Source organism: Methylocystis parvus OBBP (assembly GCF_027571405.1).
In the GTDB taxonomy this organism is placed as follows: Bacteria; Pseudomonadota; Alphaproteobacteria; order Rhizobiales; family Beijerinckiaceae; genus Methylocystis; species Methylocystis parva.
The window spans coordinates 1,265,764-1,283,103 of record NZ_CP092968.1; the positions used below are offsets into that span (position 1 = coordinate 1,265,764).

Genomic DNA, 17,340 nt, shown 5'->3' on the forward strand with positions numbered 1-17,340 from the left:
ATGTCCGATCACTTGCTCTCCGCTTCCGCGAGTTCCGCGAGAAGCGTCAAAAGGCCGCGCGTCGCGACGCGCTCGCCGACGGCGAGCGGTCCCTGCACGGAAGCGAATTGCGGCGTCTCGGAAACGAGCGTCACGGGAATGGCGCGAAATCCTTCCGGAACGCGCACGAAAACCCAGCTGTGATTGAGATGGCTCACCACCGCGTCGGCTGGCACGCGCCATTGCGAGGAGCCGCCGCCCTTCACGCGGAGGATCGCCGTCAGCGCCTGCCCCGGCCGCAACGGGCTGCGGCCGGGCCTGAATTCGGCCACCGCGGTGACGGACTGCGTCGCGGAGTCGACCGTGCGTCCGACGCGGATCAGCTTGCCGTCGAGCCCGGCGGAAGGAAGATGCACGCGCTCCACGCTGTCGAGCGCGACGGCGCGGCCGAGCGGCACCTGGAGATTGACCCAGATCGGATCGAGCCGGGCGATGGTCACGAGCGGCGCCGAGGCCGCGACGCGTTCGCCCGTCGTGCCGTGGCGCTGCAAGATCGTGCCGCCGAGCGGCGCGCGCACCATCAGGACGGCGGCCAGCTTGCGGTCCTTGCGCAGCGCCGCGATCTCCGGCTCGGTCATGCCGGCGAGCGCCAGAATCTGGGCGCGCTCGTCGAGCGTGGCGCGCGCCTGCGCGGCCTCGGCCCGCGTCACGATCAACCGCCGTTCGGCGATGATCCGCTCCTTGAAGAGCTGCTCGTCGCGGCGCAGCTTCTCGACGGCGAGCGCGGCTTCCGACATTGCGAGCAGGAAAGCGCGCTGCGCCTCGACCAGCTCCGACGATTTCAGCGTCGCGATCGGGTCGCCTTCCTTCACGTCCTCGTCCGGCGCGACGAGCAGCGTCTCGACGAGACCCGCCGCCGGCGCGGCGACGATCCGCAATTGCTGGGGCGGCACCGACACGACGCCGGGCACGACGATCTCGCCGACGCCCGATTCAGCTTCGACGGGCTGCGTCTCGACGCCGGCCGCGTGAATCTGCTCCTCCGTCAGCTTGACGAGGATGTCCTGGTTCGCGGCCTGACCGTTTGGCGGCGCGCCCGACGCGGGCAGCCCACAAACGCAAGCGAGGGTGAGGATGAGAGGAAGGAGGTGATGATGCCGCATATCGTTTGATGGGAGCTAACCTAGAGCGCAAGCGGCGCCGGTCAAGCCCGACCGGCGACATCGAGCGGCGCGTGGATACTGGCCGCCAACGCCCGGCCGCTCAAGCGTGAACAAAACCTTAAGACCGCTTTCCCAGGAAAAAAGTCAATTTTCGAGGCCCTGGGCGCGGACGAGGCCGGTCGCAAACCGCCTGGCGCCGCTTATATTCGACCATTGAGACGATTCTTCCGCTTCTTGAGGATTTCATGCGCCACCCCGCCAATGTCGCTGTCCGCCTTGTCGACTACCGCCCCGCCGACTTTCTGATCGACGCCGTGGCGCTCGATATTTCCCTCGACCGGACGGCGAGCAAAGTGGTCGCGACGCTTTCCTTGCGCCGCAATCCGAAAGGCGCGCCCGGCGCGCCCCTGTCGCTCGACGGCGACGACCTGACTCTCGTCGGCGTCAAACTCGACGGCCGCCCGCTCGGTCCGCAGGACTATACGGCGGCTCCCGACCATCTCTTGCTGGAGAAGGTTCCAGACGGACCCTTCACGCTGGAGATCGAGACGCGGGTCGACCCTTCGGCCAATACGCAGCTTTCCGGCCTCTACCGGTCGGGCTCGGCCTATTGCACGCAATGCGAGGCGGAAGGCTTCCGCCGCATCACTTATTTCCTCGACCGGCCGGACGTGCTCAGCGTTTACACGACCCGCGTCGAAGGAGACAAAGGCGAGGCGCCCATCCTGCTCTCCAACGGCAATCCGGTCAAATCGGGAAATCTTCCCGACGGCCGCCATTACGCCGTGTGGCGCGATCCCTTCCCGAAGCCGTCTTATCTCTTCGCGCTGGTCGGCGGCGATCTCGGCGCGCTGCGCGACAGCTTCACGACCATGTCCGGCCGGAAGATCGATCTTGCAATCTATGTCGAGCACGGCAAGGAGGCGCGTGCGACCTACGCCATGGACGCGCTAAAGCGCTCCATGCGCTGGGACGAGGAAAAGTTCGGACGCGAATATGATCTCGACGTTTTCAACATCGTCGCCGTCTCCGACTTCAATATGGGCGCGATGGAGAATAAGGGCCTCAACATCTTCAACGACAAATATGTGCTCGCTTCGCCCGAGACCGCGACGGACGGCGATTACGCCGGCATTGAGGGCGTCATCGCGCATGAATATTTCCACAACTGGACCGGCAACCGCATCACCTGCCGAGACTGGTTCCAGCTCTGCCTCAAGGAAGGACTCACCGTCTTTCGCGATCAGGAATTCTCCGCCGACATGCGTTCGCGCGCGGTCGAGCGCATCGGCGACGTGCGAGGCTTGAGGCTTGCGCAATTCCCCGAGGACGGCGGCCCGCTCGCCCATCCGGTGCGGCCGGAGGTCTATCACGAGATCAACAATTTCTACACGGCGACCGTCTATGAGAAAGGCGCGGAGATCGTGCGCATGTTGCGCACGCTGATCGGCGACGAGACCTTCCGCCGCGGCATGGACATTTATTTCGAGCGCTTCGACGGCACGGCCGCGACGGTCGAAGATTATCTCTCATGCTTCGCGGAGGCCTCGGGGCGCGACCTTTCGCATTTCGCTTTGTGGTACAGCCAGGCGGGGACGCCTATCCTTTCGACCGAAGGCGCTTACGATCCGCAAGCGAAGACCTTCTCGCTCACATTGAAGCAGCATACGCCGCCGACGCCGGGACAGAGCGAGAAGAAGCCTTTGGTCGTTCCCGTCGCCTTCGCCCTCTTCGGCGAGAATGGCGAGAAGCTCGAGCTTGCGAGCCCGGATGCGCGCGCCGACGAACTTGCGCGCGGGCTGATCGAACTCACGGACGCCGAGCGCAAGATCACTTTCGCCGGCGTTGCGTCGCGGCCGGTCGTCTCGGCGTTGCGCGGCTTCTCCGCGCCTGTGCGGCTCGAGCCGGCGCCGGAAAGCGCCGATCTCGAAAAGCTGCTCGCCTGCGACGACGATCCTTTCAATCGCTGGCAGGCGGCGCAGAGCCTCGCGCTTCGCGCGATTTTCGCGCGCGTCGATGCGGCGAAGAAGGGCGCGCAGACTCCTCAAGCGCCGGGTTTCATCGGGGCGCTGCGGACCATTCTCGCGGGTGCCGACGCCGATCCCGCTTTCGCGGCGCAGGCGCTCTCCCTGCCCTCCGAAATCGACCTCGCCCGCGAGGCGGGCCACGACGTCGACCCGGACGTGCTCTTTTCGGCGCGCTACGGATTGCGCGAGGAGATCGGCCGCGCCCTCGGCGCCGACGCCGAGCCGATCTATCGCCGCCTCTCCGACGCCGGCCCCTATTCGCCCGACGCGGCGAGCGCCGGCCGGCGGATGCTCAAGGCTCTGGCGCTCGATCTCGTCGCGGCGGGCGACCCGGAGAAGGGCTCGGCCCTCGCCCGGAGTCAATTCGCCGCGGCGGGCAACATGACCGACCGCCTCGGGGCGCTGACGCTGCTCGCCTTGCTCGGGGGCGAGGCGCGGGAAGCCGCCTTCGCGGCCTTTTACGAACAATATAAGGGCGACGCGCTGGTCCTCGACAAATGGTTTTCGCTGCAGGCGACGATCCCCGAGCCCGCGACCACGAAGCGCGTCGTCGATCTGATGCGCCATCCCGATTTTTCGCTGACCAACCCAAATCGGGTGCGCTCCCTGATCGGGGCCTTTTCCAACGCCAATCTCACCGGCTTTCACGCGCTCGACGGATCTGGCTACGATCTTCTGACGCGAATTGTGCTGGAGCTCGATCCCAAGAACCCGCAGCTCGCCGCGCGGCTCCTCTCCGCCTTGCGCTCCTGGCGAACGCTGGAGCCGCGCCGCCGCGGGCTGATCGAAGAACGTCTGCGCCACATCGCGGCGCAGGGAAATCTTTCGCCCGACACGAAAGACATCGCGACGCGCGCGCTCTCGTAACCGGGCCCCCGCCCTGAATTTGCGCGAAGCGCGGACGCCGGGCGCCGCTCTCGACCCACCCCTCGCAAAAGCTGGGGCGGGAGCGCGCGCCAAATGAGCGCGGCGTTAACGCGCAATTAAGGTCTGGACAATTCGACTCCGAAAGATTCGAATGAAGGTGATTCGGGCGCTTCCCGCCCGCTCGAAGATCGCCAGATTTCGGAGATTCTTTTATGGCGCGCCCCGCAGCTCGTGCGATGAGTCACGCGGAAACGGTTTGGGGCGCCTATCGCTTCCTTGGCGAGGGCGAGAAGGAGCCCAAGGACGAAAGCCCCTGGCTGAGGCGCGTCGCTTTCGTCGTTTCGGCGATCGGCCTCGTCTCGCTCACGGCTTTCGCGATCACGCTCACGACCACGATGCAGGATCAGCTCGTCGAAGAGGCCACGGCTGATTTCGAAGTCTTCGCGCACGCCGTCTGGCACGATCTGCACGACAAGATTCAAGCCGACGCGCAGAAGTCGCTCGGCGAACCGCTCAACAAGATCCTTCCGGGCCGGGCGACCGCGCGCGGCCGGCGCATTCTCGTCACCGACGATCACGGCCACGTCGCAGCCGCCTTCCCGCCGCTCGACTCCAAAAATGCGACGCTCTCCGACGTGCTCGGCGCCGAGCAGGTGCTGACCGAATTTGCGGACAAAGCGGGCGTGATGCGCGTCAAGCTCGCCGACGGCACGCCCGCGCTCGCGACCGTGCAGAAACTGCCCGCGCCCTACGGGCAGGTGGCGATGATCTATCCGCTCGACAATGTGCTGGGCGAATGGCGCACCATCGCCGCGCATTATGCGGTCGTTTTCGCCTTCACTACCGTCATGCTGCTCGCCGTCGTGTTCGCCTATTTCCGGCAATCGCGGAAACGTCAGGCCGCCGAGCAGGCAAACGCCTATATTCGCTCGCGGCTCGACACGGCGCTGTCGCGCGGACGCTGCGGCCTGTGGGATTGGGACATTGCGCGCGGCCGCATCTACTGGTCCGACTCCATGTATGAAATGCTCGGCCTTCAGGCCGAGCGGCGCTGTCTCTCCTTCAGCGAGCTCAACGCCTTGATTCACCCGCATGACGGCGATCTCTCGGTGATCGCCGAGATGGTTTCGACGTCGCGCACGAAAAGCGTCGATCACGAGTTCCGCGCCCGTCACGCCAACGGCCAATGGATCTGGCTGCGCGCCCGCGCGCAACTCGTCGACGACGCCCGAGACGCGGGCCTGCATCTCGTCGGCATCGCCGTCGACATCTCCGAGCAGAAGGCGCTCGCGCAACACACCGCTACGGCCAATATGCGCCTGCGTGACGCGATCAACGCCATCTCCGAAGCCTTCGTGCTGTGGGACGCGCAGAACCGCCTCGTCGTGTGCAACTCGAAATTTCTGGACCTTCACGGGCTTGCGCCGGAATCCGCTCCCCCGGGCGCGACCTATGGCGACATCATGGCGCGCCGCACCGCTTTCGTCCTTCAGCACGAGACCTCCTCCGCCGACAGCCGCGCGGGCGACGCCCGCACTTATGAAGCGCGGCTCACCGACGGGCGCTGGCTGCAGATCAACGAGCGCCGCACGAAGGACGGCGGCTATGTCTCCGTCGGCGCCGACATTACGGCGCTCAAGCGCAATCAGGAGAAGCTGCAGGACTCGGAGCGCCGCCTCACCGGAACCGTCGCCGACCTCACCCGCTCGCGCCAGACGCTCGAAATGCAGGCGCAGCAGCTCGCGACTCTCGCCGAGCAATATCATCATCAGAAGGCGGAGGCCGAAGCCGCCTATCTCGCCAAGTCCGAATTCCTCGCAAATATGAGTCACGAGCTGCGCACGCCGCTCAACGCTATCATCGGCTTTACGGAGATGATGCTCGCCGAGCCCTTCGGCGCGCTCGGTTCGCCCAAATATGTCGAATATTGCAACAATGTCCGTCAGGGCGGGACCTATCTCAACGAAGTGCTGACCGACATTCTCGACATGTCGCGGCTGGAGGCGGGCCTCGTTCGCCTCGCCGAGCGCGAGGTGAGCGTCGCCGAAGCCGTGCGGCGGGCGGTAAATATCTGGCGCGCCCGCGCCGAGGAAAAGAAGATCACGCTGCTCGTCGAGGTCGACGAGAAGCTGCGCTGCGTCGGCGACGAGGCGCTGATCGTCAAGGCGCTTGGCGTGTTTCTGTCGAACAGCGTCAAATTCACGGACGCCGGCGGCTTCGTGCGCCTGCGCGTGCGCCATCACGGCGCCTCGATCGCCTTCTTCATCGAAGATACGGGCCGCGGCATCGATCCGCGCGTCCTGCCGCGGCTTGGCCGCCCCTTCGAGCAGAGCGCCGGCGTCATGGAGAACGGCATGAAGGGCTCGGGGCTCGGCCTCGCCATCGCCCGCGCGCTGGTCGACCTGCATGGCGGCGCGCTGCGTTTCCGCTCGCGGCTCGGCATGGGCACGGTGGCGATGATGCGCCTCGCCTGCGCGCATTGCGCGGGCGCCAATGTCACGCCGCTCATCGCGCGGCAGATCGAGACGCAGCCGGCGAAGGCCGCGCCGCCGGCCTACGCCGCGCGCTCCCTCGAAACAGTTGCGCGCGTCGCGGGAAGCGACAGCACCACGCGCAAGCCCGGCGCATTGTCCTCGATCCGCAGGGCGCCGTGATGAAGGCGGGCGACTGCCGCCGCCATTGAGAGGCCGAGGCCCGAGCCGGGCCGCGACCGCGAATTCTCCAGCCGCACGAAACGTCCGATCACGCGTTCGCGATCCTGCGGCGAAATGCCGGGACCATGGTCCGCGACCGCGATCTCGATGCGGTCGCCGACGCGCTTCGCCGAGACGTCGATTCTCGGCTTCTCGCCCGACGCGCCATATTTGAGCGCGTTGTCGACCAGATTGACGACCGCCTGTCCGAGAAGCTCGCGGCTACCGGTGACGCAAAGGCCCGGCTCCGTCTTCGCCTGCAATTCGACGCCCTGCTCCTCGGCGACGGGCTCGTACATCTCGACAATGTCGCTCACCACCGCGTCGGCGTCGCAGGCGACGAGATTGTCGGTCGAACAGCCCGCTTCGGCGCGCGCGATCATCAACAGCGCGTTGAAGACGCGGATGAGACTGTCCGACTCCTCGATGACGGCGTTGAGCGCCTCTCTGTGCTCGCCATTATTGGACGATCCGCGCAGCGCCGCCTCGGCTCGGTTGCGCAGGCGCGTCAGCGGCGTCTTGAGGTCATGCGCGATATTGTCGGAGACTTCGCGCAGACCGGTCATCAGTTCGGAAATCCGCTCGAGCATGGCGTTGAAATTCTCGGCGAGGCGATCGAGCTCGTCGCCCGCGCCCGACACTGCGAGACGTTCGTGCAGATCGCCCGCCATGATGCGGCGCGCTGAGGCCGACATCACGTCGACGCGCTCCAGCATGCGATGCGCGACGAAGAGGCCGCCCAGCGCGCCGACGAGCGCAAGCCAGAACAGCGACACGCCGAGCGCGCGGCGCAGAATGTCGCGCAACACCTGATGATCCTCGATGTCGTGGCCGATCAGCAGCCGGAAGCCGCCCGGGATCAGGAAGAGCCGCAACAGGGCCGGATGCTCGACGCCCGGCTCGCCGCGGCGCTGATAGGGCGTCTCGACGAGTTGCGAACCGCCAGCCGGCGCCGTTGTCGGCGGCTCGATATTGCCGACGATGACTTCGCCCGAATGCGTCGTAAGCAGATAGAGCGAACCGCCCGGCGCGCGCACGCGGCGCTCAAGCGCGGTGGTGAGCTGATGCAGCCCGCCTTGCGCATATTGCTCCGAGAGCGCGCGGATCTCCGCCTCGACCGTCTGCTCGATCTGCTCGTCGAGCACCTCCTTCACCCGCGCGCCGACGCGCGTCAGCACGAGCCCCGCGCCGATCGAGAACAGGACGAGATAGGCGAGCGACAGTTTAAAAGCCGTCGTCCGGAAGAGCTTGCCGAGTTTCGAGTTGAGCAATTGCGCGTCCCCATGCCGCCGGTCGGCCATAGCCGCCGCTTCCGTCCCGATATGGCGTTTACCTTGCGATTTTTCGCCGGGCGGCCCAAGCGGAACCAAACGAGCGCGCGCCGCGTTGGTTCTGGAGGGTCAACCCAAGGTAGACGAAGATGCGCAAGAACTTGAAAACCCTGATTCTAGCGGCGCTCAGCGGGGCGACCGCCCTGTCCTCTCTCCCGCCCGAGGCCCTCGCCGGGCCGATGAGCGTCGCGCCGCCCTCCGTCGTCGGCCTCAGCGGGCCTGCCACGAATGTCTATTACTACCGGCGCTGGGGGTATCGCCCCCACGGCTATTGGCGGCCGCACTACCGGTCCTGGGGCTACTACCGGCCTTACCGCCACCGCCATTGGGGCTATCGTTCCTATTACCGCCGCGTCTATTACGGCTATCCGGCCTATTACGGCTATGGCTACGATCCGGCCGGGGCGATGTTCGCCGGCGCGGCGCTCGGCATTATGGGAGCCGGCCTCGCCGCCGCCACCGCGCCGCGCTGGGGCTATGGCGGATGGGGCTGGGGCGGCGGCTGGGGTCCCGGATGGGGCTGGGGCGGCTGGTGGTGACGGACCGGCGCATCACCGCATTCCGTCCCTGATCATGTAACCCGCTCCGCGTATCGTATGCAGGAGCGGGTTCTCCCTGCCCTTGTCGATCTTGGCGCGCAGGCGCGAGATGTGAACGTCGATGACGTTGGTCTGCGGATCGAAGTGGTAATCCCAGACATTCTCCAGCAGCATGGTGCGCGTCACCACCTGCCCCGCATGCTTCATGAGATATTCCAGCAGGCGGAATTCGCGCGGCTGCAGCACAATCTCCTGGCCCGCGACCATCACCTTGTGCGAGAGGCGATCGAGCTCCAGATCGCCGACGCGGTAATGCGTCTCCTCGCCGCGCGGGCCGACCCGGCGGCGCACCAGCGCTTCGACGCGGGCCAGCAGCTCCGAGAAAGCGTAGGGCTTGGGGAGATAATCGTCGCCGCCGGCGCGCAGCCCCTTCACGCGGTCGTCCACCTGGCCGAGAGCGGAGAGGATCAGGACCGGCGTCTCGATCTTCTGCTCGCGCAGGCTGGAGATGAGCGAAAGCCCGTCCATCTTCGGCAGCATGCGGTCGACGATCAGCACGTCGTAATCGCCCTCCTGCGCCGCGGCGTAGCCTTCGAGCCCGTCGGCCGCATGGTCGGCGACATGGCCCTGCTCGCGGAAAGCCTTGACGAGATAATCGCTCGCCTCTTTGTCGTCTTCGATAATAAGTATGCGCATCGCTGGCATCATAGCCGACCTTGTAAAAAAAGGCAGGCCGGCGCGTAAATCGCGCCGGCCCGCCCACGGCGACGGCCAGGAGGGGACTGGCCTTTCCGCCGCTCTTCTTTGCGGGGGACCGTCTGCGGGCGGGTGCAGTCTCGCGGTCCGCGTCGCAAGAAGCCTATCTCGTCAATTCGCCGGCTATCCGGCGCTCTGCCGCACCGGCACCGCGATGAATTTAGCGCCGTCCGCCGATTTCACCCGCAGCAGCACCGAGCGGCGGCCTTCCTTGCGCGCCCCGTCAATGGCGTTGGAGAGGTCGGCCCGCGAATTCACGGCCTGGCCCCCGACCTCGACGATCACGTCGCCCCGGCGCAGACCTTTCTGGGCGGCGGCGCCGTTGGGATCGATATCCGTCACATAGAGGCCTTCGCCGCCCGCGCCGCGGACTTCCGAAGCCGGCGCCACCTCGACGCCGAGGCTCGCCACGCTGGCGTGGCCGGTCGCGCCCGTATCCTCGTCGTCGGCCCGCGCCTCCCTCTCTTCCGGCAGCTTCCCGAGCGTGAGCTTCGCGCTCTTCTCCGAGCCGTTGCGGACGAAGGTCAGATCAATCGACTTGTTCGGCCCCATGGCGGCGATCTTGCGCGCCAGTTCGCGCGGCGTCTCGATCTTCTCGCCATTGACGGCCGTGATGACGTCGCCCGCCTTCAGGCCCGCGGCGTCGGCCGGCGCGCCCTTCTGCGGCTGCGCGATCAGCGCGCCCTTGCTGGACTTCAGCCCGAGGCTTTCGGCGATTTCCGGCGTCACCTGCTGGATCTTGACGCCGATCCAGCCGCGCGACACGGCGCCCTTGTCCTTCAACGCCGCGACGACGTCCTTGGCGACCTCCGCCGGAATGGCGAAACCGATGCCGACCGAGCCGCCCGAAGGCGAATAGATCGCCGTATTGACGCCGACGACATTGCCGCGCGTATCGAAGGCGGGGCCGCCCGAATTGCCGCGGTTCACCGGCGCGTCGATCTGCAGGAAGTCGTCATAGGGGCCGGCGCCGATGTCGCGGCCGCGCGCCGAGACGATGCCCGCCGTGACCGAGCCGCCGAGGCCGAAGGGATTGCCGACCGCAATGACCCAATCGCCGACGCGCGGCTGCGCGCTCGCCCATTCGACGTGAGGCAGCTTGTTTCCGTCATTGACCTTGAGCAGCGCAAGATCCGTGCGCTTGTCGGTGCCGATCACCTTGGCTGTGAGCGTGCGTCCGTCCTCGAGCGCGACCTCCACCTCATTGGCGTGTTCGACGACATGGTTGTTGGTGACGACATAGCCGTCGGGGCTGATGATGAAGCCCGAACCCTGCGACTGCGTCATGCGCTTTTGCGGCGTCTCGCCGAAACGCTTGAAGAATTTATACATCGGATCGTCGGGCGATAACTCGCCCTGGCCTTCGAAGGGGTTTTGCGACTCTTCGAAGCCTTTCACCTTGATCGCGACGACGGCGCCCTTCACATGGTCCACGACGTCGGCGAAGGAGGCGGGCCCCATCGGCGCAACCGAGACCGAGGACGGCGCCTCGGCGAAAGCGGGGCGAATGGGCGCGCCGACGCTCGCGCCAAAGGCGAGCGCAGCGGCCGCGCCCATCAGCGCGAAGCGCGAAGCGTAGCGGCGACCCTGCGCCGGCTTACGGCGGCTCTGCGCAAAAATCGGATGATGCATTTGAAAAACTCTCCATTCTTGCGGCGACGGCTAGGAGGAGGCTGGGAGCCGCCGTCGCCGCCTGCATGTGGAAGATGGAGGCGCGGCGCTTGCCGTCCAATGGCCGGCGGATGAAACTTTCGTAAGGCGAAGCAGCAGCGTCGTTAAGGAATACAAGCGGCCGCGCGCCTGCTTGCGCGCGAGGGAGGCGCGGCGAAAGGATGATTGCGAAACGAGATTGCTTGGTCGGCTCCGTCTCCTCGCAATGACGGACGCAGTTCAGCTCACAAAATACGCAGCCGCGCGCCGCAGACACTCCTCAAAGCCTGCGCGCGTTTCTCCCATAACAATGTCCCAGCCCTGCGCGCTTACGGCTTCGACGATCATGAGATTATCCGTGAGGCCGAAGTCCTCGACGCTCATGCCGTCGCTCGCGAAAAGACGTCCGTCCGCCTTGCGCAGGGGCCCATTTCTCTGCGCGACGCGCGACGCATAGGACTCCGAACTATCGGCATAGGCGAAAACCGGCTTGCCGATCGCGACGGCGAAGCCGAGTTCGAAGACCGTTCCCGCATCGGCGCTCGGCCCGCGGAAAGGCGAGAGATTCGCGATCATCGCGTCGCAGGCGCGGATCGACGCGAGATTGGCCTCGAAAATGCGCCGGGACAAAGCTTCGTCGCCGATCGCAAGCTCCGCTTCGAGCGGATAGACGCCCTCAAATCCGCAATGCGCGCAACGCGCCTTCAGCTCTGCGCCGATCGCGCCTGCGTCGCGGCGGAAGACTTCCGGGCCCGCGAGATAGAGGCGCCTCACAGCCAGCCGGCTCTGCGGAACCGCCAATATAAAATCGAGCAGATCGTAAAGGTCACGCCGAGAACGGCGTAATAGCCATATTGCCATTTGAGTTCCGGCATGTGCTCGAAATTCATGCCGTAAATGCCGGCGATCGCGGTCGGCACGGCGAGAATGGCGGCCCAGGCGGCGAGGCGGCGGGAAATATTCGTCTGCTGCATCTGCGCGTTCATCAGACTCGCTTCGAATGCGAAAGCGAGCGTCTCCCGCAAAGTGTCGACGCGTTCCTGCGCGCGGCGCAGATGGTCGCGAATGTCGCGGAAATGCGGACGCATCGCCGGATCGATGAAGACAATGTCGGTGCGCTCCAGGCGCCGGCAGACATCCTGCAAAGGGACGACCGCGTTGCGCAGACGCAGAAGATCGCGACGCAACGTATAGAGCTGCTCGATCTCCTCCTGCCCCATCGTCGTCGTGAGAACGTGATCCTCTATGTCGTCGACCTGATCGTTGATGCAGTCGAGGACCGGGAAGTAATTGTCGACGATGAAATCGAGGATCGCATAGACGATGAAGTCCTCGCCCTCGGAGAGGCGCTGCGCGCGCGCTTCGCAGCGATGCCGCAATTGCGCATAGCTTTGCGAGGCGCCGTGACGCACGCTCACCACATAGCCGGCGCCGACGAAAAGATGCGTTTCGCCGAAGGTGACGCGGCCATCCTCCATCTGCGCCGTTCGCGCGACGATGAAGAGGCCGTCGTCGAATTCCTCGAGCTTTGGAAATTGATGCGCCTTGGCGGCGTCTTCGATCGCGAGCGGATGCAGCGCGAACTGCTTTCCGACGCGCTCCAGAAGATCGACCCCGGGCTCGAAAAGCCCGATCCAGACGACATGGTCCTCGCGCTTCGCCCAGTCGCCCGCGTCGTCGATGGCGATATCGGCGACCTTGGCGCCCTTGCAGTAAACGGAGGCGTTTACGACGCCGGGGCGGATGAGCGCCTCCGGCGCCGCTGCATTCGTCACAGGGGCGTCCATCGCGGCGCCGTCAGGCCTTCGGCCCGCCGCGCGTCACGCCGACTTTCGCCGGTCGCAGCACGCGCTCGCCGATCATGTAGCCCTGCTCCACGACTTGCGCGACCGTGCCGGCCGGCTTCGTTTCGTCCGGGATTTCGAACAGCGCCTCATGCAGATTGGGGTCGAACTTCGCGTCCGCCGCCTCGATCGGCTTCACGCCGAAACGGGCGAGGCGGGAAAGGAAGTCGCGCTCGGTGACGCCGAGCCCGTCCAGCAGCGCCTTGGCGACGGGGTCGAGATTGGCGCGGGCCTCGGCAGGCACGCTCTCGGCGGCGCGGCGCAGATTGTCCGCGAAGGCCAGCATTTCACGGGCGAGATTGGCGACCCCATAGACCTTGGCGTCGGAAACCTCCTTCTCGGCGCGGCGGCGGACATTCTCCACCTCCGCCATGGCGCGCAAGACCCGGTCCTTGAGGCTGGCGTTCTCCTGGTAGAGATTTTCGAGTTCGGTAAAGGGCTCGGGCTCGTTGATGGGGGACTCCGCCGAGGGCTGCGACAGGGAGGACGCAGTCGCCTCGCCCCCATTCGCGCCCTGCGGCGGCTGGGATTCGGCGTTCTTGTCGGCGTTGCTCTGGTCGCTCATGCTCATGTCCGTTTTCTGGATAAGGGGCGTTCTTCAAAGGCCTCGATATCTGCGCTCGCGACCGCAAAATCAAGTCGCCGCGACACTCTGGACCCCGGTCCCGACCGCCTTCGGGCGCTTCTCTCCCGCCGGCGCGAAGACCTCAAGGAGCTGCCGCTTGATGGCCGACTGGCGCTGCGGAGAGACGATCTTCGTTCCGGTCAGGTCCGTGACGTAGAAAGCGTCCACCGCCCGCTCGCCGAAGGTCGTGATATGGGCGGACGCGATGTTGAGATTCAGCTTCGAGATGGCGTTGGTCAGGTCGAAGAGCAGGCCCTCCCTGTCCAGCCCCGAAACTTCGATGACCGTATAGACGTTCGACAGGCTGTTATCGACCACGACTTCCGGCGCGACGGTGAAGGCCGTCGGCGCCTGATTCTGTCTGGCGCGCGCCTTGACGGCGTCGGAGACGATGACTTCGCCCCTCAGCGCCTTGGCGATGAACTCCGCGATGCGGCGCGCGCGGCGCAGCTCGTCCTCGTCGAAATCGAAGGCGCGCGAGATGAAGATCGTGTCGAGCGCGAGCCCGTCCTGCGTCGTGAAGATATGCGCGTCGACAATATTCGCCCCGCTCGCCGCGCAGCCGCCGGCGATGATAGAGAGGAGCCGGCGATGGTCCGGCGCAATGACGGTGAGCTCCACCGCGCCGCGCGCACGGTCGAGCTCCACGGCGGTCGCGAGAGGCGTCACGGCGCCGGTGAGATTTTCCAGCATATGCGCGTGGCGCACTTTGCGCGCGACGTCGACCTTGAGCCAATAAGCCGGATAATGGCGCTTCTCATAAGCGTCGAATTTCTCGTCGCTCCAATCCGCGAGGGCTTCGCGCAATTCCGTGCGCGCGACGGCGACCCGGCTCTTGCGGTCCACCGACGAATGGCCGCCTCCGAGCACGACCTCCGTCTCCCAGTAGAGGACGCGCAGAAGCTGCGATTTCCAGGCGTCAAGCACGCCGGGACCCACCGCGTTGATGTCGCAGACCGTGAGCACGAAGAGCATCTTCAGCCGCTCCATCGTCTGCGCGATGGCGGCGAAGCTTTCGATCGTCACGCGGTCGGAAAGGTCGCGGCTCTGCGCATAGCTCGACATGGTCAGATGATGCTCGACGAGCCAGGCGACGGTCTCCGTCTCGCCCGGCGTGAACCCCAATCGCGGACAGAGCGCGCGGGCGACGTCCATGCCGGCGATGGAGTGGTCCTCTTTGCGGCCCTTGGCGATGTCGTGCAGGAAGAGTCCGAGATAGAGCACCTTTCGATTGACGATCGTCGGCAGGATCTCGCTGACGAGCTGCTGATGCTCCGGCATGCGGCCGGCCTCGAGATCGGAGAGGCAGCCGACGGCGCGCAGCAAATGCTCGTCCACCGTATAGTGATGATACATGTTGAACTGCATCATCGCGACGATGCGGCCGAAATCCGGAATGAAGCGGCCGAGCACGCCCGTTTCGTTCATGCGGCGCAGAATGATCTCGGTCATGTTCCGCGACAGCAGAATTTCGAGGAACAGCCGGTTCGCCTCCTTGTCGGCGCGCAGCTCCGCGTCGATCTCGCGCAGCGAGAGCGTCACGGCGCGCAGGGCGTCGGGATGCAGCGGCAGGCCGTGATGATCCGCCATCCAGAAGAGGCGGATGATGTTGACGGGATCGCGATGAAAAACATCATCGTCGGCGACGCTGATGCGGTCGTGATCGATGATGAAATCACCCTTCGGCGCCTTGTTGCGCCGCCGCCGGAAAGGCTGCATAAAGCGCTCGAAGATCGCCGGCGGCTTGGCCTGCTTCTCTTCCAGCGCGGCGCAGACGATGGCGGTGAGGTCGCCGACGTCCTTCGCGACGAGGAAGTAATGCTTCATGAAGCGCTCGACGCGCGACAGGCCGCCGCGATCCTGATAGCCGAGACGCTTGGCCATGGCCGGCTGTATGTCGAAGGAAAGCCGTTCTTCGGCGCGTCCCGTGGCGAAATGCAGATGGCAGCGCACGCGCCACAGAAACTCTTCGCAGCGCTCGAAGAGCGACAGCTCGGCCGAGGTGAAGACGCCCGCCGCGACGAGTTCCTGCGGATCGCGAACGCGATAGACATATTTCGAGATCCAGAAGAGCGTGTTGAGGTCGCGCAGGCCCCCCTTCCCTTCCTTGACGTTCGGCTCGACGAGATAGCGCGAGGCGCCCGCGCGCCGCACCCGCGTGTCGCGTTCCGCCAATTTGGCGGCGACGAATTCGCGGGCGTCGGAGCGGGCGACCTCCTTGTCGAAGGCGTCCTGCAATGCGGTGAAAAGCTCGGCGCTGCCGAGGATGAAGCGCGATTCCAGAAGCGTCGTGCGGATCGTCATATCCGCGCGCGACTGGCGCATGCATTCCGCGACGGAGCGCGTGGCGTGGCCGACCTTCTGGCGCAGATCCCACAGGACATAGAGGATCGCTTCGACGACGCTCTCGCCCCAGGGCGTCTGCTTGTAGGGCAACAGGAACAGAAGATCGATGTCGGAGCCCGGCGCCAGCATGCCGCGCCCATAGCCGCCGACCGCGACGATGGTCAGGCGCTCCGCGAAGGTCGGATTGTCGGCCGGATAGACGTAAGTCACGACATAGTCGTAGATCGCGCCGATCAGCTCGTCCTGCAATTCCGAGAGCCGCCGCGCGCATTCGAGCCCCGAGCCGCGCGCCTCCAGCCGCGCGCGGGCGCGGGCGCGTCCCTCGGCGAGAACCGAGCGGAAGAGATCGACCGCGGCGGTGCGGCGCGCATGGCCCTTCTCGGCCTTGCAAAGCGCGGCGACGGGCGTCGCAAGCGCGGCGCGCAGGCCGCGATAGCCCCTGGCCGGGTCGAGATTTTCGAAAACGCTCGCCGAAACCGTCTGATCCATCGCCCTCATCCTGCCGCGCGCAGCGCCGCGAGCCGCGCTTCGATCGCGTCGAAAAGCGGCTCCGCGAGATCGGGGCCGCCGACGCGCTTCAACGCCCGCAAGCCTGTCGGCGACGTCACGTTGATTTCCGTCAGCCGCCCGTCGATCACGTCGATGCCGACGAAGATCAGACCGCGCTTTTTGAGCTCCGGCCCGAGCCGGGCGCAGATCTCCTGCTCGCGCGGCGAGAGCTCCGTCGCCGCCGCCGCGCCGCCGCGGACCATATTGGAGCGGATGTCGTCCTGCGCCGGCACGCGGTTGATCGCGCCCATCGCGACGCCGTCGACGAAGATGATGCGCTTGTCGCCCTTGGCGACCTCCGGCAGAAATTGCTGCACGACCCAGGGCTCGCGGAAGGTCGTGCTGAACATGTCGAAAAGCGAGCCGAAATTGGGGTCCCTCGGCGTCACCTTGAAGACCGCCGCGCCGCCATGGCCGTAAAGGGGCTTCATGACGATGTCGCCATATTTTGCCCGGAAGCGCTCGATCGCGGCGCGGTCGCGGGTGATCGCCGTCGGCGGCATGAGGTCGGGAAAGTCCATCACGAAGACCTTTTCCGGCGCGTTGCGCACATGGCCCGGATCGTTGACGACGAGCACGCGCGACTGGATCCGCTCCAGGAAATGGGTCGAGGTGATATAGGCGAGGTCGAAGGGCGGGTCCTGACGCAGCAGGACGACGTCCATCTCGATGAGGTCGATCTCGGTCGCCTCGCCGAGGACGTACCAGCGCGAGGGGTCGTCGAAAACGTCGATAGGATGGGCGCGGGCGGTGAGGCGGCCGCCCTCCAGCGACAGAAGGTCGGGCGTGTAGAACCACAGCCGGCAGCCGCGCTTCTTGGCCTCCAGCATGAGGGCGAAGGTCGAATCCCCGGCGAAATTGATTCGCGCCAGCGGGTCCATCTGCACCGCGATTTCCAGCACTCCGTCCTCCTGCAAGCGCGACCGGGGCCGCGACCGTTAACCAAAACTGAAAGTCTGATATTTAGCCTG

At 65.8% G+C, this 17,340-nt stretch carries 12 protein-coding genes; 3 read left to right on the forward strand and 9 right to left on the reverse strand.

Annotated elements, in window-relative coordinates; all coding sequences use genetic code 11:
* Positions 1–8 precede the first annotated feature (8 nt).
* Positions 9–1,142 (reverse strand): efflux RND transporter periplasmic adaptor subunit, encoded by a 1,134-nt coding sequence (locus MMG94_RS06285; protein WP_016917878.1) that lies wholly within the window; start codon positions 1,140–1,142, stop codon positions 9–11.
* A gap of 245 nt (positions 1,143–1,387) precedes the next feature.
* Here MMG94_RS06285 and pepN point away from each other — a divergent pair, with 245 nt between their 5' ends.
* Together pepN and MMG94_RS06295 are read left to right on the forward strand one after the other, a co-directional pair.
* Entirely contained in the window at positions 1,388–4,036 is a 2,649-nt protein-coding gene (pepN, locus tag MMG94_RS06290) for an aminopeptidase N (RefSeq protein WP_016917879.1), read from the forward strand.
* Between the two features lie 236 nt (positions 4,037–4,272).
* Positions 4,273–6,690, forward strand: coding sequence for a sensor histidine kinase (locus tag MMG94_RS06295; RefSeq protein ID WP_016917880.1), 2,418 nt, complete (start codon positions 4,273–4,275; stop codon positions 6,688–6,690).
* On the opposite strand, the gene MMG94_RS06300 is transcribed toward MMG94_RS06295, so the two are convergent.
* Positions 6,591–8,030, reverse strand: coding sequence for a sensor histidine kinase (locus MMG94_RS06300; RefSeq protein ID WP_016917881.1), 1,440 nt, complete (start codon positions 8,028–8,030; stop codon positions 6,591–6,593). The two genes, MMG94_RS06295 and MMG94_RS06300, sit on opposite strands and share 100 nt — an antisense overlap.
* A 119-nt stretch (positions 8,031–8,149) precedes the next feature.
* Between MMG94_RS06300 and MMG94_RS06305 the strand changes: the two genes are divergently transcribed.
* Positions 8,150–8,599, forward strand: a complete 450-nt coding sequence (locus tag MMG94_RS06305; protein ID WP_016917882.1) for a hypothetical protein — start codon at positions 8,150–8,152, stop codon at positions 8,597–8,599.
* A 12-nt stretch (positions 8,600–8,611) separates the two neighbouring features.
* On the opposite strand, the gene MMG94_RS06310 is transcribed toward MMG94_RS06305, so the two are convergent.
* The 7 genes from MMG94_RS06310 to gshB form a co-directional block, all read right to left on the reverse strand.
* The gene (locus MMG94_RS06310) at positions 8,612–9,295 is read right to left on the reverse strand and encodes a response regulator transcription factor (protein WP_026015949.1); all 684 of its coding nucleotides are present in this window, start codon (positions 9,293–9,295) and stop codon (positions 8,612–8,614) included.
* Positions 9,296–9,478: 183 nt separating this feature from the next.
* Positions 9,479–10,987: a Do family serine endopeptidase gene (locus MMG94_RS06315; RefSeq protein ID WP_016917884.1), complete on the reverse strand. Its 1,509-nt coding sequence runs from the start codon at positions 10,985–10,987 to the stop codon at positions 9,479–9,481.
* Positions 10,988–11,245: 258 nt separating this feature from the next.
* Positions 11,246–11,806, reverse strand: coding sequence for a nucleoside 2-deoxyribosyltransferase (locus MMG94_RS06320; RefSeq protein WP_051001067.1), 561 nt, complete (start codon positions 11,804–11,806; stop codon positions 11,246–11,248).
* Complete coding sequence (corA, locus tag MMG94_RS06325; RefSeq protein WP_016917886.1) at positions 11,776–12,792, reverse strand: magnesium/cobalt transporter CorA; 1,017 nt, start codon at positions 12,790–12,792, stop codon at positions 11,776–11,778. Before corA ends, MMG94_RS06320 begins: the two co-directional genes overlap by 31 nt.
* A gap of 10 nt (positions 12,793–12,802) precedes the next feature.
* On the reverse strand, positions 12,803–13,414 hold the full coding sequence (grpE, locus tag MMG94_RS06330; RefSeq protein ID WP_026015951.1) for a nucleotide exchange factor GrpE: 612 nt from the start codon (positions 13,412–13,414) through the stop codon (positions 12,803–12,805).
* 69 nt (positions 13,415–13,483) lie between these two features.
* Positions 13,484–16,309, reverse strand: a complete 2,826-nt coding sequence (locus MMG94_RS06335) for a [protein-PII] uridylyltransferase (RefSeq protein WP_016917888.1) — start codon at positions 16,307–16,309, stop codon at positions 13,484–13,486.
* Positions 16,310–16,314: 5 nt separating this feature from the next.
* Positions 16,315–17,271, reverse strand: a complete 957-nt coding sequence (gshB, locus tag MMG94_RS06340; RefSeq protein WP_026015952.1) for a glutathione synthase — start codon at positions 17,269–17,271, stop codon at positions 16,315–16,317.
* Positions 17,272–17,340 lie beyond the last annotated feature (69 nt).

Coding starts and splice junctions, on each gene's coding strand:
- MMG94_RS06285 (WP_016917878.1), bottom strand. CDS start 1,142: ATGCGGCATCATCACCTCCTTCCTCTCATCCTCACCCTCGCTTGCGTT.
- pepN (WP_016917879.1), top strand. CDS start 1,388: ATGCGCCACCCCGCCAATGTCGCTGTCCGCCTTGTCGACTACCGCCCC.
- MMG94_RS06295 (WP_016917880.1), top strand. CDS start 4,273: ATGAGTCACGCGGAAACGGTTTGGGGCGCCTATCGCTTCCTTGGCGAG.
- MMG94_RS06300 (WP_016917881.1), bottom strand. CDS start 8,030: ATGGCCGACCGGCGGCATGGGGACGCGCAATTGCTCAACTCGAAACTC.
- MMG94_RS06305 (WP_016917882.1), top strand. CDS start 8,150: ATGCGCAAGAACTTGAAAACCCTGATTCTAGCGGCGCTCAGCGGGGCG.
- MMG94_RS06310 (WP_026015949.1), bottom strand. CDS start 9,295: ATGCGCATACTTATTATCGAAGACGACAAAGAGGCGAGCGATTATCTC.
- MMG94_RS06315 (WP_016917884.1), bottom strand. CDS start 10,987: ATGCATCATCCGATTTTTGCGCAGAGCCGCCGTAAGCCGGCGCAGGGT.
- corA (WP_016917886.1), bottom strand. CDS start 12,792: ATGGACGCCCCTGTGACGAATGCAGCGGCGCCGGAGGCGCTCATCCGC.
- grpE (WP_026015951.1), bottom strand. CDS start 13,414: ATGAGCGACCAGAGCAACGCCGACAAGAACGCCGAATCCCAGCCGCCG.
- MMG94_RS06335 (WP_016917888.1), bottom strand. CDS start 16,309: ATGGATCAGACGGTTTCGGCGAGCGTTTTCGAAAATCTCGACCCGGCC.